Source organism: Nonomuraea sp. NPDC052129 (genome assembly GCF_040680095.1).
GTDB lineage: Bacteria > Actinomycetota > Actinomycetes > Streptosporangiales > Streptosporangiaceae > Nonomuraea.
Genome location: NZ_JBFAVX010000022.1, coordinates 1 through 15,895, shown reverse-complemented (window position 1 = coordinate 15,895; position 15,895 = coordinate 1). Strand labels below are relative to the sequence as shown.

The 15,895-nt window shown below is 69.2% G+C and carries 18 protein-coding genes; 12 read left to right on the top strand and 6 right to left on the bottom strand.

Going from position 1 to position 15,895, the window contains the following annotated elements; genetic code table 11:
* Positions 1–36: 36 nt before the first annotated feature.
* Positions 37–1,056: an SAM-dependent methyltransferase gene (locus AB0L53_RS36950; RefSeq protein WP_364004284.1), complete on the bottom strand. Its 1,020-nt coding sequence runs from the start codon at positions 1,054–1,056 to the stop codon at positions 37–39.
* Positions 1,057–1,139: 83 nt separating this feature from the next.
* On the opposite strand from AB0L53_RS36950, the gene AB0L53_RS36945 reads away from it, so the two are divergent.
* From AB0L53_RS36945 to AB0L53_RS36920, 6 genes are all read left to right on the top strand, one after another.
* Positions 1,140–2,069 carry a bifunctional riboflavin kinase/FAD synthetase gene (locus tag AB0L53_RS36945; RefSeq protein WP_357948116.1) on the top strand — a complete coding sequence of 310 codons (930 nt, stop codon included), beginning with the start codon at positions 1,140–1,142 and terminating at the stop codon, positions 2,067–2,069.
* 164 nt (positions 2,070–2,233) lie between these two features.
* The gene (gene rpsO / locus AB0L53_RS36940; protein ID WP_214642971.1) at positions 2,234–2,503 is read left to right on the top strand and encodes a 30S ribosomal protein S15; all 270 of its coding nucleotides are present in this window, start codon (positions 2,234–2,236) and stop codon (positions 2,501–2,503) included.
* Positions 2,504–2,794: 291 nt separating this feature from the next.
* Entirely contained in the window at positions 2,795–5,131 is a 2,337-nt protein-coding gene (locus AB0L53_RS36935; RefSeq protein ID WP_364004280.1) for a polyribonucleotide nucleotidyltransferase, read from the top strand.
* A complete protein-coding gene (locus AB0L53_RS36930) occupies positions 5,128–6,438 on the top strand; it encodes a pitrilysin family protein (RefSeq protein WP_357946789.1) in 1,311 nt (436 codons plus the stop codon). Before AB0L53_RS36935 ends, AB0L53_RS36930 begins: the two co-directional genes overlap by 4 nt.
* Positions 6,439–6,519: 81 nt before the next feature.
* A complete protein-coding gene (gene dapB, locus AB0L53_RS36925) occupies positions 6,520–7,257 on the top strand; it encodes a 4-hydroxy-tetrahydrodipicolinate reductase (RefSeq protein WP_364004275.1) in 738 nt (245 codons plus the stop codon).
* A 137-nt stretch (positions 7,258–7,394) separates the two neighbouring features.
* Positions 7,395–7,952 (top strand): GNAT family N-acetyltransferase, encoded by a 558-nt coding sequence (locus tag AB0L53_RS36920; RefSeq protein ID WP_364004273.1) that lies wholly within the window; start codon positions 7,395–7,397, stop codon positions 7,950–7,952.
* On the opposite strand, the gene AB0L53_RS36915 is transcribed toward AB0L53_RS36920, so the two are convergent.
* Positions 7,892–8,356: a MarR family winged helix-turn-helix transcriptional regulator gene (locus AB0L53_RS36915; RefSeq protein ID WP_357946797.1), complete on the bottom strand. Its 465-nt coding sequence runs from the start codon at positions 8,354–8,356 to the stop codon at positions 7,892–7,894. The two genes, AB0L53_RS36920 and AB0L53_RS36915, sit on opposite strands and share 61 nt — an antisense overlap.
* 85 nt (positions 8,357–8,441) lie before the next feature.
* Here AB0L53_RS36915 and AB0L53_RS36910 point away from each other — a divergent pair, with 85 nt between their 5' ends.
* Entirely contained in the window at positions 8,442–8,813 is a 372-nt protein-coding gene (locus tag AB0L53_RS36910) for a VOC family protein (protein WP_364004269.1), read from the top strand.
* A 148-nt stretch (positions 8,814–8,961) separates the two neighbouring features.
* Positions 8,962–9,183, top strand: a complete 222-nt coding sequence (locus AB0L53_RS36905; RefSeq protein WP_364004266.1) for a S1 RNA-binding domain-containing protein — start codon at positions 8,962–8,964, stop codon at positions 9,181–9,183.
* A 92-nt stretch (positions 9,184–9,275) separates the two neighbouring features.
* Here AB0L53_RS36905 and AB0L53_RS36900 read toward each other — a convergent pair whose 3' ends face one another.
* From AB0L53_RS36900 to AB0L53_RS36890, 3 genes are read right to left on the bottom strand one after another with little or no spacing between them, the layout of a single operon-like run.
* Positions 9,276–10,151, bottom strand: coding sequence for a 1,4-dihydroxy-2-naphthoate polyprenyltransferase (locus AB0L53_RS36900; RefSeq protein WP_364004263.1), 876 nt, complete (start codon positions 10,149–10,151; stop codon positions 9,276–9,278).
* Between the two features lie 13 nt (positions 10,152–10,164).
* Entirely contained in the window at positions 10,165–10,773 is a 609-nt protein-coding gene (locus AB0L53_RS36895; RefSeq protein ID WP_357946807.1) for a GNAT family N-acetyltransferase, read from the bottom strand.
* Between the two features lie 44 nt (positions 10,774–10,817).
* Positions 10,818–11,336: a CGNR zinc finger domain-containing protein gene (locus tag AB0L53_RS36890; RefSeq protein ID WP_358535190.1), complete on the bottom strand. Its 519-nt coding sequence runs from the start codon at positions 11,334–11,336 to the stop codon at positions 10,818–10,820.
* 44 nt (positions 11,337–11,380) lie between these two features.
* Between AB0L53_RS36890 and AB0L53_RS36885 the strand changes: the two genes are divergently transcribed.
* A complete protein-coding gene (locus tag AB0L53_RS36885) occupies positions 11,381–11,686 on the top strand; it encodes a hypothetical protein (protein WP_364004259.1) in 306 nt (101 codons plus the stop codon).
* Positions 11,687–11,698: 12 nt separating this feature from the next.
* On the opposite strand, the gene AB0L53_RS36880 is transcribed toward AB0L53_RS36885, so the two are convergent.
* Entirely contained in the window at positions 11,699–13,096 is a 1,398-nt protein-coding gene (locus AB0L53_RS36880) for a PLP-dependent aminotransferase family protein (RefSeq protein WP_364004256.1), read from the bottom strand.
* Between the two features lie 40 nt (positions 13,097–13,136).
* Between AB0L53_RS36880 and AB0L53_RS36875 the strand changes: the two genes are divergently transcribed.
* The 3 genes from AB0L53_RS36875 (at position 13,137) to AB0L53_RS36865 (ending at position 15,804) form a co-directional block, all read left to right on the top strand.
* Positions 13,137–14,021, top strand: coding sequence for a DMT family transporter (locus AB0L53_RS36875; RefSeq protein WP_364004253.1), 885 nt, complete (start codon positions 13,137–13,139; stop codon positions 14,019–14,021).
* 288 nt (positions 14,022–14,309) lie between these two features.
* Entirely contained in the window at positions 14,310–15,332 is a 1,023-nt protein-coding gene (locus tag AB0L53_RS36870; protein WP_358535274.1) for a hypothetical protein, read from the top strand.
* Between the two features lie 73 nt (positions 15,333–15,405).
* Positions 15,406–15,804: an ASCH domain-containing protein gene (locus tag AB0L53_RS36865; protein WP_364004249.1), complete on the top strand. Its 399-nt coding sequence runs from the start codon at positions 15,406–15,408 to the stop codon at positions 15,802–15,804.
* The last annotated feature ends 91 nt before the right edge of the window (positions 15,805–15,895 follow it).

The window sequence follows — 15,895 nt, the reverse complement described above, 5'->3', positions numbered from 1 at the left end:
TGTGAGCTGTCGGAAGCGGGGGAGAGGTCCGACCTCTTATGGCTTGCGGGCCACCATGATGTCGCGGACGATCGCCTGGTCGACCCAGTGCTCGAAGTCGGGCAGATCGACCACGTCGAGCCCCGCCTTGGCGAGAATCTCGGCCAGGTCGTCGCGAGTGCCGCCATAGGTGTTCCACGAGATGCCGAGGGCGCCGCCGGGCCGCAGCAGCTCCGCCCAGACGGGCGCGGCCTTCCTGATGAGCTCCAGGGGGCTGCGCGACAGCCCACCGCCGCCGCCCCTGCTGCCGTGCTGCACGCCATAGGGGGCGTCGGTCACCACGACGTCGAAGGAACGCGGCTTGAAGAACTCACGGCTGCGCAGGGTGTCGGCGTTGACCACGGAGACGCGCTGCGTGTCGCCGGACTTGAACTCCTCCTTCGACCGGCTGAAGGAGATGTTCAGTCGCCGGCCGACCAGCGCCCGCTCGCGGCGTACGGGCACGGTCTCGGCGGTGTGCTTGAACCGCTTGTTCTTCAGCCAGGTCTTGAGGAAGCCGGTGTACGCCTCGAAGTCCTTGCTGTCGACATCAGCCCCATAGGCGTCATATCCGTACATGAGGGCCTGGTTGAGCGTGGTGCCACGCCCGCACAGCGGGTCGAACACCGACAACCGCTCGTCCAGCCGCCGGTCGCTCGCCAGCACCGTGACGTTCAGCAGCAGCTTGGTGAAGTGCTCGTTCGTCTTGCCGGCGTATTTCTGGATCGTGATCAGATCGCTGCTGAGCCGGTCGAGCGGCGCCACGGTGAGCGGCCGCAGCAGCTCGCCCTCGATCCCGTAGAGCGCGTAGACCGAGGAGAGGTTGGACAGCAGCGCGACGTCACCGGCGCCGAGCGGCGCGGCCGTCTCGAAGCTCACGTACGGCAGGCCGCCGATCACGCTCTCCCCGAGGTCCGACACCTCGGTCTCCAGGGCCCGCCGGCCGAAGAAGGCCAGCTCGGCGAGGGTCAGGCGGACCGAGCTCTCACCGTAGACACGGTTGAAGGCAGGCAGGATGAGAAGTGCGTATCGAGGCATGGTGCGGCCGATCGTACCCCCTCGATTGGAGGTGACGCGGCGCCGCATGGCAGGCTGGTGGAGGATTGATCCGCCACAAGCGAATGGGGCCGGGCGTGCAGGGTTCGGAAAGGTCCGCCGTCACGATCGGCGTGTTCGACGGCGTGCACCGCGGGCACCAACAGGTGGTCGAGCGGGCCGTGGCCGCCGCCCGGGAGCGCGGTCTGCGCGGCGTCGCGGTCGTCTTCGAGCCGCACCCCGCCGAGGTCGTCCGGCCCGGGTCCCACCCGGCCCGCCTGACCACTCCGAGGCGCAGGTCGGAGCTGCTGACCGGGCTCGGCGTGGGCGAGGTGTGCGTCGAGGAGTTCACGCTGGAGCTGTCCAGGATGAGCCCCGGCGAGTTCGCCCAGTCGATCCTGGCCGACCGGCTGCGGGCCGCCGTGGTCGTGGTGGGGGCGAACTTCACCTTCGGCCACCGTGCGGCCGGCACCACCGAGACCCTGGTCGCGCTCGGCGAGAAGTACGACTTCGCCGTCGAGGTGGTCCCGCTGCTCGACGGGGTCTCCTCAACCGAGATCCGCGGCCGGCTGACGGCCGGTGACGTCGAGGGCGCCACGGCCGGCCTGGGCCGCCCGCACCGGGTGGAGGGCGTGGTCGTGCGCGGCTACCAGCGCGGTCGCCAGCTCGGCTTCCCCACCGCCAACGTCGAGACGCCGCCTCACACGGCCATCCCCGCCGACGGGGTCTACGCGGGCTGGCTGGAGTGCGTGCCCGTCGCCAACCTGCCCGCCCTCTACGCGGGCGAGCGCTGGCCCGCCGCCATCTCCGTCGGCACCAACCCCACCTTCGAAGGGGTCCCGCGCACGGTCGAGGCGTACGCGCTGGACCGCGATGACCTGGAGCTGTACGGCGTGCACGTGGCGGTAGACTTCGCCGCGAGACTGCGGGGAAACACCCGGTTCGACTCGATCGAGGAGCTCATCGCCCAGATCCACACCGACGTCGACCAGGCCCGGCGGCTGACCTCGGGCTGAGGATTGATGACGCGGCGCTTGACCGCGATGGTAACCTTGCATGTCGGTCCAGTGACGGCGGCGCTGCGCGCTGCTCTGACGGCCTTCGCCGCGGCGACTGTAGGCACGCACGGTCGCTCGCATCATTTATCTATTCGCGCGTGCCTGTAGCTCAAAGGAGAGCCGTGTCCCTCGACACCGCTGCCAAGAAGACCATCATCGCTGAATACGCGACGGCCGACGGCGACACCGGGTCGCCCGAGGTGCAGATCGCGCTGCTCAGCAAGCGCATCAGCGAGCTGACCGAGCACCTGAAGACGCACAAGCACGACCACCACAGCCGTCGTGGCCTGCTCCTGCTCGTCGGGCGCCGGCGCCGCCTGCTGAAGTACCTGCAGAAGGTCGACATCGCGCGTTACCGTGCGCTCATCGAGCGCCTCGGCCTGCGCCGATAGAGTGAGAGGGAGCGGCGTACGCGTCGCTCCCTTCTCATTGAGACCAGCGGTCTCAATGCAAGACCGGCGCGTCGAGCGCCGTACAACTGAATATCCGAGACACACTTAAGAGCCCCCGCGTCCGCACAAGCACCAAGCGACCCGCGACGCATGCGGGCCGGTCCTCGGTAGTGGCTTCCGGTAACAGTGACAGTTCTGACCGGGCGCTTCGATCGAAGACCGGCGCTGCACCTAACGAGGGTGCCGGTGAGAAAGAGGGCGCGGGAGACCGACTGACCAAGGAGGTCCCCCGTGGAGGGTGTCCACACCGCTGAAGCCGTCATAGACAACGGCTCATTCGGCACACGCACGATCCGGTTCGAGACCGGTCGTCTGGCGCGCCAGGCGGCGGGTTCCGCCGTCGCCTATCTCGACAACGACACGATGGTCCTGTCCGCGACCACCGCCTCGAAGTCGCCCAAGGAAAACCTCGACTTCTTCCCGCTGACGGTGGACGTCGAGGAGCGCATGTACGCCGCAGGCCGCATCCCCGGCTCGTTCTTCCGCCGTGAGGGCCGTCCCTCCGAGGACGCCATCCTCACCTGCCGCCTGATCGACCGGCCGCTGCGCCCGTCGTTCGTCAAGGGGCTGCGCAACGAGGTCCAGGTCGTCGCCACGGTCATGTCCCTCAACCCCGACCACCTCTACGACGTGGTCGCCATCAACGCGGCCTCGCTGTCGACGCAGCTCGCCGGGCTGCCGTTCTCCGGCCCGATCGGCGGCGTCCGCGTCGCGCTGATCGACGGCCAGTGGGTCGCCTTCCCGACGCACCACGAGCTCGAGCGCGCCACGTTCGACATGGTCGTGGCCGGGCGGGTGCTCGCCGACGGCGACGTCGCGATCATGATGGTCGAGGCCGAGTCCACCAAGGACACGCTGAAGCTGATCGCCGAGGGCGCCGTCGCGCCCAACGAGGAGACGATCGCGCAGGGCCTTGAGGCCGCCAAGCCGTTCATCAAGGTGCTGTGCGAGGCGCAGTCGCGGGTCGCGCAGGTCGCGGCGAAGGAGACCGCCGAATACGCCGTCTTCCTCGACTACCAGGAGGACGTCTACGCCGCCCTGGAGAGCGCGGTCAAGACCGAGCTCGCCGCCGCGCTGACCATCGCCGGCAAGAAGGAGCGCGAGACCGAGCTCGACAAGGTCAAGGCGCTGGCCGTCGAGAAGCTGCTCCCCGAGTTCGAGGGCCGCGAGAAGGAGATCTCGGCCGCCTTCCGCTCGGTGATGAAGAAGCTCATGCGCGAGCGGGTCATCAAGGAGGGCCTGCGCATCGACGGCCGCGGCACCAAGGACATCCGCGCGCTGTCCGCCGAGGTCCACGTGGTGCCGCGGGTGCACGGTTCGGCGCTGTTCGAGCGTGGTGAGACCCAGATCCTGGGCATCACGACCCTCAACATGCTGCGCATGGAGCAGGTCATCGACACGCTCAACCCCGAGCGGACCAAGCGCTACATGCACAACTACAACTTCCCGCCCTACTCCACCGGTGAGACCGGCCGCGTGGGCTCGCCCAAGCGCCGGGAGATCGGTCACGGCGCGCTGGCCGAGCGGGCGCTGATCCCGGTCCTGCCCTCGCGCGAGGAGTTCCCGTACGCCATCCGCCAGGTCTCCGAGGCGCTGAGCTCCAACGGCTCCACCTCGATGGGCTCGGTCTGCGCCTCCACGATGGCGCTGCTCGACGCCGGTGTGCCGCTGCGCGAGATGGTCGCGGGCATCGCGATGGGCCTGATCGGCGAGGGTGACCAGTACGTCACGCTGACCGACATCCTCGGCGCCGAGGACGCCATGGGCGACATGGACTTCAAGGTCGCCGGCACCAAGGACGTCATCACCGCGCTCCAGCTCGACACCAAGCTCGACGGCATCCCCGCCTCCGTGCTGGCCGCCGCGCTGAAGCAGGCCAAGGGCGCCCGCCTGGCCATCCTCGACGTGATGCAGGAGGCGATCGACTCTCCGGCGGAGATGAACCCGACCGCGCCGCGCATCATCACCATCAAGGTCCCCGTGGACAAGATCGGCGAAGTCATCGGCCCGAAGGGCAAGATGATCAACCAGATCCAGGACGACACGGGCGCCGAGATCACGATCGAGGACGACGGCACCATCTACATCGGTGCCACCGACGGCCCGTCGGCCGAGGCCGCTCGCACGGTGATCAACGGCATCGCCAACCCGCACATGCCGGAGGTCGGCGAGCGCTACCTGGGCACGGTCGTGAAGATCGCCGCCTTCGGCGCGTTCGTCTCGCTGATGCCCGGCAAGGACGGCCTGCTCCACGTCTCCCAGATCCGCAAGCTGCACGGCGGCAAGCGCATCGAGAACGTGGAAGACGTCATGAGCGTCGGCGAGAAGGTCCAGGTCGAGATCGCCGAGATCGACGGCCGGGGCAAGCTGTCCCTGGTCCCGGTCGAGGTCATCGAGAAGGAGGCCGCCGAGAAGGAGGCCAAGGGCGAGGCCGACTCCTCCGAAGGTGCCGAGGCGCCGGCCGCCGCCTCGGACGACAAGCCGCGCGACGACCGTCCCCGCCGTACCCGCACCCGGGTGCGCGCGCCCCGCGCCGACGGTTCCGATGGAGACGACCGCAACTCGTGAGAACCACCACGCTGCACCCCGGCCGTGACGGGGCCGGGGTGGTAAGGCGCACCGTCCTTCCCGGTGGGCTGCGCGTGGTGACCGAGACCATGCCGACCGTGCGTAGTGTCGCGGTCGGCATGTGGGTCGGCATCGGCTCGCGTGATGAGGACTCCCAGCACATGGGGGCCACCCACTTCCTCGAACACCTGCTCTTCAAGGGCACGCCCACGCGCGACACCATGGAGATCTCGGCGTCCATCGAGGGCATCGGCGGGGAGATCAACGCCTTCACCGCCAAGGAATACACCTGCTACTACGCCCGGGTGCTCGACGAGGACCTGCCGGTCGCGGTGGACGTGCTCGCCGACGTGGTGACCAGCTCGCTGATCACCCCCGACGACGTCGAGTCCGAACGCGGGGTGATCCTCGAAGAGATCGCCATGCACGACGACGACCCGTCCGATGTCGTGCACGAGCAGTTCGCGGCGGCGCTCTACGGAGACTCGCCGATCGGGCGGCCCATCCTCGGCACGGTCGAGTCGATCAACGAGCTCCCCCGCGACCGGATCGCCGACTACTACCAGCACCACTACGAGCCGCGCCGCACGGTCGTCTCCGTCGCCGGCAACATCCGGCACGAGGACGTCGTCGAGCTGGTCGTGCGCGCCTACGAGCGGGCGGGCGCGCTCGGCGGACCGCTGGAGGCCGACCCGCCCCGCACGAGCGGGCCGGGCGCCCGGACTCGGTCGGGGGTCAAGGTGCTCGACCGTCCTACCGAACAGGCCAACCTGGTGCTCGGTACGACCGGCATGTCCCGTACGGACGACCGGCGCTTCGCCCTCGGCGTGCTCAACGCGGCGCTCGGTGGCGGCATGTCGTCCCGCCTCTTCCAGGAGATCAGGGAGAAGCGCGGGCTGGCCTACTCCGCCTACAGCTACACCTCGGCCTACGCCGACACCGGCCAGTTCGGTATCTACGTGGGCTGCCTGCCGTCGAAGATCGACGACGTGCTCAAGATCTGCCGTGACGAGGTCGTCAGGGTGGTCGACGACGGCCTCGACGCCGACGAGATCATGCGCGGCAAGGGGCAGATGCGGGGCGGGCTGGTGCTCGGCCTGGAGGACACCGGCTCACGCATGTCGCGGATCGGGAAGAACGAGCTGGTCTACGACGAGCTGCTGTCCGTGGACGAGGTGCTGGCCAGAATCGAGGCCGTCACTCCGGACGAGATCGCCGAGGTCGCGGCCGACGTCCTCAACCGGCCGCTCACGCTCGCCGTGATCGGTCCGTACGGCGACAAGGACTTCTCCAGCGCCATCGCCTGATGTTGCCCCACCGTCTTGTCGAGGCGCGCGGGGCCTTCCTCCCGGAGGGTCCGCGCGCTTCGGCAGGTATAGGGTTGACCTGTGATTAAGGTAGGTGTGCTGGGCGCGCGCGGTCGCGTGGGCGTCGAGGTGTGCAAGGCGGTAGAGGCGGCCCCCGACCTGGAGCTGGTGGCGGCGCTCGACAAGGACGACGCCATCGAAGGGCTCCAAGGCGCCGAGGTGGTCGTCGACTTCACCCATCCCGACGTCGTCATGGGCAACCTCGAATGGGCGATTGCCCACGGGATCCACCCGGTGGTCGGCACCACCGGCTTCGGCGCCGAGCGGCTCGACACCGTGCGTGGGTGGCTGGCCAAGTTCCCCGGCACCAACTGCCTGATCGCCCCCAACTTCGGCATCGCCGCCGTGCTCATGATGCACTTCGCCCAGATGGCGGCCAAGCACTTCGACTCCGTTGAGATCGTCGAGCTGCACCACCCCAACAAGGCCGACGCGCCGTCCGGCACCGCCCGCCGCACGGCCGAGCTGGTCGCGGAGGCGCGCGCCAAGGCCGGGATGGGCTCGATGCCCGACGCCACCTCCGCCGAGCTCGACGGAGCGCGCGGCGCCGACGTCGGCGGAGTCCATGTCCACGCCGTACGCCTGAGCGGGCTGATCGCCCACCAGGAGGTCCTGCTGGGCGGTGACGGGGAGATCCTCACGATCAGGCACGACACCATGAGCCGCTCGTCGTTCACCCCGGGCGTGCTGCTCGGTGTGCGCCGGGTGCGTGAGCTGCCCGGTCTGACCGTCGGCCTGGAGCCGCTGCTCGACCTCTGAACACACGTCATGCCCACGACCTGACCCGGGTCATGGGCACGACGTGAGGAGGGGATCCCGGCTCCGCACAGCCGAGCCTGTGCTCACCACATTAATATCCAGGGGCGCGAGCAGGCCGAACATGAGACCGTGTCGGCATGGCGCGATGGGTCGAGCCGGGGGAGCTGCCCGGACTGGTCGATGTGGAGCTGGCGGCCGACGGGCTGTTCGAGCAGGTGGGGATCGTCTTCCCGCCGGGGACGACCATGATCGAAGAGGTTACGGATCCGTCCGCCGTGCTGGTCGAAGGGGAGCCACCTGCCGGGTTCGCGCTGGTCGGCTGGGTCGACGGCAACCTGCACCTGGACCAGCTGGCCGTACACCCGTCGCGGATGCGGCAGGGGATCGGCGGGCGGCTCGTCGCGGCGGTGCGCGACCACGCGACCGCGAGCGGCGCGGCCGCGGTGACACTGACGACCTACCGGGACGTGCCGTGGAACGCGCCCTGGTACGCGCGGCACGGCTTCTCCGTGCTGCCCGAGGCGGAGTGGGGGCCGGAGCTGCGGGCGCTGGTCGAGCACGAACGCGAGCTGGGTATCGAGGTGGCGCCGCGCGTGGTCATGCGGACGGTCGTGGCAGGTCGAATGATGGCGGGTCAGACCCCGAGCTCGTCGGCCAGTCGCTTCAGGTATGAGGCGAACTGCCGGCGGTCGTAGTCGTCCCACCCCACGGTGAGCTCGTCGAAGGCGCGGCGCTGCCACTGGCGCGAGCCCGCCAGGAGATTCTCACCATGCGCGGTGAGCTGCAGTGACGCGCGCCGGCGGTCGTATTCCGACGACGCGCGGGCCAGGTAGCCCGCCTTGGTGGCGTCCTTGACGATGCGGCTGGCCCCGGAGTGGTCGAGACCGAGCTGATGGGCCACGGTGCCGACGGTGGCCTCCTCGGTGGCGTCGTTGCCGGTGTCGACGGCCTCCACGGCCAGGATGTGCTGCACGTGGCGAGTCTCCCCGGTCTGCTCCTCCGAGGCGCTGTTGATCCACCGGCGCGACCAGAAGCGCACCAGCCGGAAGAGCGCGGGACCGCCGTCGCCGTCAGCGGGGGTAACGCCGTGCGCGTTCATGTCCACACTGTACCCCCGGATGGATGCGATATGCACATATAGTGTGTGCGAATCGCATATATTGTCTCTCGTGAGGGAAGGCGACATGTCCATCGTTCTGAACCACCTGATCGTTCCGGCGGCCGACAAGACGGCCGCCGCCACGTTCCTCGCCGACCTGCTTGGGCTGCCGGTCTCCGAGCCGTCCGGTCCGTTCGTGCCCGTCAGGGTCAACGACGACCTGGCGTTCGACTTCGACGACCGGCACCAGGTCCAGCCGGGCCACTACGCGTTCCTGATCGACGACGACACCTTCGACGCGGTGCTGTGCCGCCTCCAGGAGTCTCCGTCGATCTCGTACGGCTCCGGCCCGGGCCACGGCTGGGACAGCAGGATCAACCACCTCGGCGGCGGCCGTGGCGTCTACGTTCGTGATCCCAACGGTCACAGCTACGAGCTGTTCACGGCCGTCCCCTAGCGGAGTAGGGTGGCAGCCGTGACTGCCGGGTCGGCCAAGTGCCATGACGAGACGGGGCGCCCGGTCACGCCTTGATCACCGAGCGGGCCCGTGGCCCGCCGCCTCTCGCGTACCCCAAGCGGAGATCGCAGAGGAAGGAGGTGATCGCATGTCCAGTGCTTGGGAAGGCTTCACCGCGCAGCACGCCGTCGGTGACGTGCTCGACGGGCGAGTGGCCAGTGTCTTTCCGTTCGGCGCCTTCATAGAGGTCGCCGACGGCATCCACGGGCTGCTCGTCGGGCCGGAGCAGCGACAGGTCGGGTCGAGTGTTTCGGTACGGATCGCCGAGGTCGACCATGACAACCGGCGGCTGAGACTCACCGCGAGCTGAGGCTGATGGCGCGTGCGGGGGCCCTCGCTGGCCCCCGCACGTCGGGTAACCGCCTACAGGGTGACCGCTTACCGCGGTGACCGACTACAGAGCTACAGGGTGATCGCGAGGCCGAGGGTGAACAGCAGGCCGTACGCCAGCTGCAGCTTGCCGGTCTGCTGCAGGACGCCGATCAGCGCCGGGCCGACGGCGCCGTTCAGGACCGTCTTGACCGGCGCGATCGCCAGCGGCGCGGCGAGTACGGCCGCCGCGGCCAGGGGGGCGACCAGGATCATGGCCAGGGCGATCACGAACGGCACGATCAAGCACGTCGCGTACAGCGTACGAGTGCGCGCCGCGCCCAAGACGACCGCCAGCGTCCGCTTGCCGGACTCGCCGTCGGTCGCCACGTCGCGCAGGTTGTTCACGACGAGCATGGAGCACGACAGGAGCCCGACGGGGATCGAGGCCACCAGAGCGGCCCAGGACAGGTGCTCGGTCTGCACGTACGCGGTGCCGACCACGGGCACGATGCCGAAGAAGGTGAACACCGCCACCTCGCCGAGCGCGCGGTAGCCGTACGGAGACTTGCCGCCGGTGTAGAACCAGGCGGCGGCGATCGCGGCGGCGCCCACGAGCAGGACCCACCACGCGCGGGTGGCCAGGACCAGGATCAGCCCGAGCACCGCGGCGACGCCGAAGCAGCCGAGCGCGGCCGCGAGCACCTGCGGCGGCGTCGCCACCCGCGAGCCGACCAGGCGCATCGGGCCGACCCGCTGGTCATCGGTGCCGCGGATGCCATCGCTGTAGTCGTTGGCATAGTTGACGCCGATCTGCAGCGACAGGGCCACGAGCAGCGCGACGATCGCGCGCCACCAGACGAAGCCGTCCTCGCCGATCGCCACGCCGGTGCCGACCATGACGGGCACGATGGCGTTGGGCAGGGTGCGGGGACGTGCGCCGGCGATCCACTGGCCGGGGGTTGCCATATCGACGAATCCTCTAGCTGATGTCGGTGGTGAGCCTGACCATGCGGATGGGACGCCCCATGTCGAGCACGCGCTCGGCCATGTCCTCGCCCCAGCCGGCCGACTCCAGGAAGCCCAGCACCGCGTAGTTGTCGGCGAACACCCAGGTGACGATCTGCCGGAAACCGTCCTCCCGCAGGTGGTCGACGGTGGCGTTGAGCAGCCGGCTGCCATGCCCGCGCCGGACGAAGTCGGGATCGACCAGCAGGGTCAGCATCTCGGCGACGATGGTCGGATCGAGGTCGGGGTCTTCGGCGGGGGCGTGTGAGGCCAGGCCGACCACCCGCTCACCGCCGCGCGGCGTGGCCAGGGCGGCGCTGCCGCCCACGCCTAGAGCCGGGAAGCCCTCGGTGTCGAGGATGGTTTCCACCGCCACCAGCACCCGGTGCATGGGTGTGGGCGGGGCGACGATCGCCTCGTCCCACTGCCGCAGCCACATCTTCTCCGCCGCGGCCCCCGTCATCTGCTCGAGCGGCCCCTCGGGGAGGAACTCCCGATAGCCGTAGCGCCAGGCGCGGATCTGAGTGTTCGCAACCTGGAGCACATCCTCGCGCCGGGCCGCCCGGACGCCTACGTCTGCCATCTCGGCCCGCTCCTTCGCCTGCCGTCCGTGCCACAAGGCACGAGTTACACCGTATCGGTGTTTGAGCCTTGGAGATGACGCGAACCCTGCTTCCTCGCCCGGTAGGCGCGCGTTTTGGTGCGGTTGCCGCATACCCGCATGGAACACCACGAGCGTGATCGGTTCTTCGAGGAGTCGATGAACGCCCACTGGCACATGCTCTCGGCGCAGACCTTCAGCCGGTGCCACGACTGATCCGTCACGGCGGCGGCGATCCTGGCCAGACCGCCCCGAACACCGTCCTCGACGGGGATCAGATCCGGGGTGGCGCCGACGCGTACCAGCAGCGGAAAGGCCAGCAGTCCGGGCATCTCCGGAGTTTCGCGTCTTAACCCCATCCGCAGGACTTCCCGCAGGGTGAGCGCGGCGGTGAGGTCCTCGTCGGTCGCGCGGTCGCGCGTGCCGATCAGACCCCGCTCCCGGAGCCAGATGGCCAGCTCGGCGGGTGAGGCCAGCTCGTCGGCATCGGAATCGAGAGCGTAGGTGTTCACGAAGTCGCGCACGAGCTCCGCGGGCGCCAGCATGTCACCACTGTACGGCAATAGCAGGTTGCGCCATCATGGGTCGCATGATCGTTCGCACCTGGCGGGGCTGGACCCGGGAGTCCGATGCCGCGGCCTACGAGGACTACCTCCTGCGCACCGGATTTCCCGGCTACACCGAGACGCCGGGCAACCGCGGCGCCTACTTCACCAGGCGCGCCAGCGGGGACATGACCGAGTTCTTCCTGATCTCGATGTGGGAGTCGTGGGAGGCGATCAGGGCGTTCGCCGGCGAGGATCTGGGCGCGGCGGTCTTCTATCCGGAGGACGACGCGTTCCTGGTCGACAGGGAGCGGACCGTGGAGCACTACGAGGTGTTCGCCAGCGCCTGAGCCAATGGAGCACTACGAGGTGTTCGCCAGCGCCTGCGCCAGCCGCCGCACCCCTTCGGCCAGCTCCGCCAGATGGGCGGCCGCGATGTGCGTGACGCGCAGGCGGGGTCCCGGCGGCTCCGACGGGTAGTGGATCCTGCCGGGGCTCACCAGCACGCCGTTGCGTTTCGCGGCCTCGACCAGGGCGTTCTCATCGGTTTCCGCTGGCAGTCGGACCCACAGGTGCATGCCGCCCTTCGGCAGCAGATGCAGCTCGGCCTCGGGCAGCCGCGCGGCCAGCTCGGCGGCGAGCGTGTCGCGGCGGACCAGGATCTCGCTCCGTACGTTCGCCAGGTGCCGGCGCCAGCCGGGGGACTCGACGAACTCCAGCACGGTCTCCTGCAGCGGACGCGCCACGAAGAACGACTCCACCAGCTGACTGGCCCGCAGCCGATGAGAGGCCGGACCGCGCGCGATGACGGCCGCGACCCGCGCGCTCGGGGAGAGGATCTTGGTGAGCGAGCAGATGTAGACGACCGTGCCGTGCGCGTCCATCGACACCATCGGCGGCGGCGTCCGGTCGCTGAGGTAGCGGGCGTAGTCGTCCTCGATCACGAACGCGCCCGCCGCTCTGGCCACCTGGAGCACCTGTTCCCGGCGCTCGTGGGTGAGGGTGGCGCCGGTCGGATTCTGCAGGGTGGGCTGGCAGAGGAACACCCGCGCGCCGGTGACGGCGAACGCCTCGGCCAGCAGATCGGGCCGTACGCCGTCCCGGTCCATCGGCACGGCCGTCGCCCGCAGGCCCGCCGCCCTGGCCGCGGCCAGGGCGCCCGGGTAGGTCGGCGTCTCGACCAGGACCGGCGTCCCAGGGGCGGCCAGCGCCCTGAAGGCGTGCGTGAGCGCGGCCTGCCCGCCGCTGACGATCAGCGCGTCGGCCGCGGTCACGTCGCCTCCGGCCTGCGTCGCGAACCACCTGCGCAGCTCGGCCAGCCCGCTCAGCGGCGGCATCGCCCACGCCCCCGGCCTGCGCACCGCCCGCCCCGCCGCGGCGGCCAGCTGCTTGTCGGGCCTGAGGTCGGGGTTGAGATAGCCGCCGGTGAGCGGGATGACGCCTTCGGGCGGCGGGGTCAGCAGCGCGGTCACCGGGCTCTCATCGACCACCCGATCGCCCAGGGCGACGGTCTGCCAGGAGAAGTCCGGCGGCTCGTTGGGCCTCGCGGGCAGCTGTGCGATGAACGCCCCGATGCCCGGCTTGGTGACCACCCGGCCCTCGGCCGCCAGCTGCCCGATGGCCCGCGAGACCGTCACGGGGCTGACGTTGTGGCGGCGCATGAGCTCTCTGGAGGAGGGGAGGCGGTCTCCCGGCCGCAGACGGCTGAGCTCTTGGCGCAGGATCGCGGTGATTTGGGCGATACTGCTATCCTGTTCCATGAAGGATAAGAATAGCGCTATCGTTGGCGACAGAGTAGCGGTGGTCGCTTCCCCGGGGTCTCCACGAGGCCAGGGCACTCTCCTCGCCTTCCTCGGCGTACTCGCCTTTTCCGGCTCCTTTCCCGCCACCGCCTACGCGATGCGCGGCTTCGACCCGTGGCTGGTCGCCATCGGCCGCGCCGTGATCGCCGGTGTCATAGCGCTCATCTGCCTCAAAGCCGCCCGTCTTCCCCTGCTCCCGCCCCGCCACCAGTGGCGCTCCTACGCGGCGATCTCGCTCGGTGTGGTCTTCGGGTTTCCCATCTTCAGCAGCCTGGCGCTGGACCTCGGCGCCACCACCGCCCACTCCGCCGTGGTCATCGGCCTGCTCCCGGCCGCCACCGCCGTCTGCGCGGTCGTGCGCGCCGGCGAGCGCCCGCGCCCCCTCTTCTGGGCGGCCTGTACGGCAGGCGCCATCGCTATCACCGCCTTCACCCTCACCCGTGGGCAGGGCACGGCCGCCTGGCCCGACGTCCTCCTGCTCGGCGCCCTGGTCTCGGCGGCCGTCGGCTACACCGAAGGTGCCCGGCTCTCCCGTGAGACGCCCGGCTGGCAGGTCATCTCCTACGCCCTCGTCCTCTCCCTGCCGCTCACGGTCCCGGTGACGGCCGTACTCTCCCTCACCACCCCCGTCCACCCCTCGCCCCAGGCGCTCGCCGGGTTCGCGTATGTGGGGGTGATCTCGATGTTCCTCGGGTTCGTCCCTTGGTACGCCGGTCTGGCCAGGGGCGGCATCGCCAGGACGGGGCAGACGCAGCTCACGCAGCCACTGTTGACGCTCACCTGGGCTTGGGTGCTGCTGGGGGAGAGGTACGGTCCGGCGACTGTGGCGGCCGCGGTGGCCGTACTCGTGTGTGTGGCTGTTACTCAACGCACGCGTACTTGAGAGCGGTGCTGTGTGTCCGGCCGTCGCCATGACGCGCCAATAGTTGACGGCGGGTGACGTGCGTATGGCCGGGCGCGCGCGGGCACCGTCGGCGCGATGCGCCCGTACTTGAGAGGCATGGTGCCACCCGCGGGGCAGGAGGCGGGAGGCTTGAAAGACATGACGCGGCTCCGAGAGCAGGAGGCGGGAGGCTTGAAAGACATGACGCCGCCCCGCGGGACAGGAGGCGGGAGGCGTACTTGAAAGACGTGACGCCGCCCCGCAGGATAGGAGGCGGAGGTGTCACACATGGCAGACCTCACCATTCCCGAAGGCGGCTTCTGGCCGGCCCCGGAGATCCCGCAGCCGAATATCTACCCGATGGAGTGGCGGGTCGAGACGGCCAAGCTCGCGGCGATCTACGAGAAATCCAAACGGACAGTCTGGAACCCGGCCGACCTGCCCTGGGACGGGCTGAACCCGGATGACTTCACCCGTGAGCAGCGTCTCGGGATCATGTACTGGTTCGCCGTGCTGGCCAACTTCGATGCCTCGGGGCCGGCGGTGTTCGCCCGCGCCACCATCCAGGCGTTCGAGAAGCACGAGGAGGATCCGGTCCGGAAGTGCTTCTTCTCGATCACCCGCGACGAGATGAACCACGAGGAGTGCTGCCAGCGGACCATCGCCAAGCTCTGGCCCGGCGGCCCCCTCGACTGGACCCCGTCCGACGACCTGGAGAAGGCCGCCCACAACAACATCGGCTGGCTCTATCACAACGGCGGTCGCTACTGGACCGGCTACAACGTGGCCGTGGGCAAGTACACGCTGCCCGTGCTCTTCACCAGCTTCATGATGGGCGAGATGGCCGCCTCGACCCTGTTCAGGGGCATGGCCTCGGGCACCGAGCATCCCGTCTTCGGCGAGATGTTCCAGCGCATCGGCCGCGACGAGTCCCGACATCTCCAGATTTGCATGGTCATTCTGGAGAACGAGTGGCCCGGCCTGACCGACGAGACCCGCTCTCTCATCACCCGCCAACTCCGAGCCGGCTTCGTCTTCCTGTCCATGATCCTCTGGGAGCCGCCGGAGGGCTTCTGGGAGCTGCCGCCGTACTTCCTGGCCAATCACCGCGTCCTGATGGACCACGCCAGGCAGGCCGGGCTGGGCGTCCTCTCCTTCGAGGAGCAGGCGGAGAACTGGCGGCTCGCCATGGCCCGCATCCGCGCCATCGTCGAACGCTGGGGCATCGCCTTCCCCGCCATCCCCGAACTCGACCTGGAAGGCGTACAGGTCGACTTCATCGATCCCGAGGAGATCATCCCGGTCTTCTGAGGAGACGACGCCACCGCAGCCGACGTCGACCGGATCATCGGCGCGGGTTGCGGCGACCGTTACGATCCGTTCCATGTGGGGTCGCATCGATGGGTTCCGTGTGGTCCAACTCGGTATGCCCGGCGAGCAACGCACCTGGCTGACCGATCTGGTCCTGTCCGGCGCCAAGACGGCCACGGCGGGCCTGCTGGAACTCGACTACGAGGCCGAGGACGAGCCACTGGAATACGTCGGCGAGCGCCTGGTGCTCGTGGACGATGCGGGCTCACGGGCGGCTCTGCTTGAGGTGGTGGGGGTGGAGCAGGTGCCGTTCGGGGCGGTGAGCTGGGAGTTCGCGCAGGCAGAGGGGGAGGGGTTCCGCTCTGTCGAGCACTGGCGTGAGGTTCACGGGCGGTACTGGGCTGGCCTCGGACGCGAGGTGACCGACTCGTCGACGATCGTCTGCCTGACCTTCCGCCTTGTTACTCCCTAGCCTCGGGCTTTCACGACGAATTTGGCCAGAGCTGATCGTTTAAATGAGAAAAGTGCCTTTGAACTGGGAGAATAGGGCTTGTCGAAGGTCC

What these genes read in the sequence shown, in the direction of transcription:
- AB0L53_RS36945 (WP_357948116.1), top strand. Translation starts at nt 1,140, where the DNA reads ATGGGGCCGGGCGTGCAGGGTTCGGAAAGGTCCGCCGTCACGATCGGC.
- AB0L53_RS36895 (WP_357946807.1), bottom strand. Translation starts at nt 10,773, where the DNA reads ATGGCAGACGTAGGCGTCCGGGCGGCCCGGCGCGAGGATGTGCTCCAG.
- AB0L53_RS36920 (WP_364004273.1), top strand. Translation starts at nt 7,395, where the DNA reads ATGGCGCGATGGGTCGAGCCGGGGGAGCTGCCCGGACTGGTCGATGTG.
- AB0L53_RS36910 (WP_364004269.1), top strand. Translation starts at nt 8,442, where the DNA reads ATGTCCATCGTTCTGAACCACCTGATCGTTCCGGCGGCCGACAAGACG.
- AB0L53_RS36870 (WP_358535274.1), top strand. Translation starts at nt 14,310, where the DNA reads ATGGCAGACCTCACCATTCCCGAAGGCGGCTTCTGGCCGGCCCCGGAG.
- AB0L53_RS36865 (WP_364004249.1), top strand. Translation starts at nt 15,406, where the DNA reads ATGTGGGGTCGCATCGATGGGTTCCGTGTGGTCCAACTCGGTATGCCC.
- AB0L53_RS36900 (WP_364004263.1), bottom strand. Translation starts at nt 10,151, where the DNA reads ATGGCAACCCCCGGCCAGTGGATCGCCGGCGCACGTCCCCGCACCCTG.
- AB0L53_RS36905 (WP_364004266.1), top strand. Translation starts at nt 8,962, where the DNA reads ATGTCCAGTGCTTGGGAAGGCTTCACCGCGCAGCACGCCGTCGGTGAC.
- AB0L53_RS36885 (WP_364004259.1), top strand. Translation starts at nt 11,381, where the DNA reads ATGATCGTTCGCACCTGGCGGGGCTGGACCCGGGAGTCCGATGCCGCG.
- AB0L53_RS36950 (WP_364004284.1), bottom strand. Translation starts at nt 1,056, where the DNA reads ATGCCTCGATACGCACTTCTCATCCTGCCTGCCTTCAACCGTGTCTAC.
- AB0L53_RS36880 (WP_364004256.1), bottom strand. Translation starts at nt 13,096, where the DNA reads ATGGAACAGGATAGCAGTATCGCCCAAATCACCGCGATCCTGCGCCAA.
- AB0L53_RS36890 (WP_358535190.1), bottom strand. Translation starts at nt 11,336, where the DNA reads ATGCTGGCGCCCGCGGAGCTCGTGCGCGACTTCGTGAACACCTACGCT.
- AB0L53_RS36915 (WP_357946797.1), bottom strand. Translation starts at nt 8,356, where the DNA reads ATGAACGCGCACGGCGTTACCCCCGCTGACGGCGACGGCGGTCCCGCG.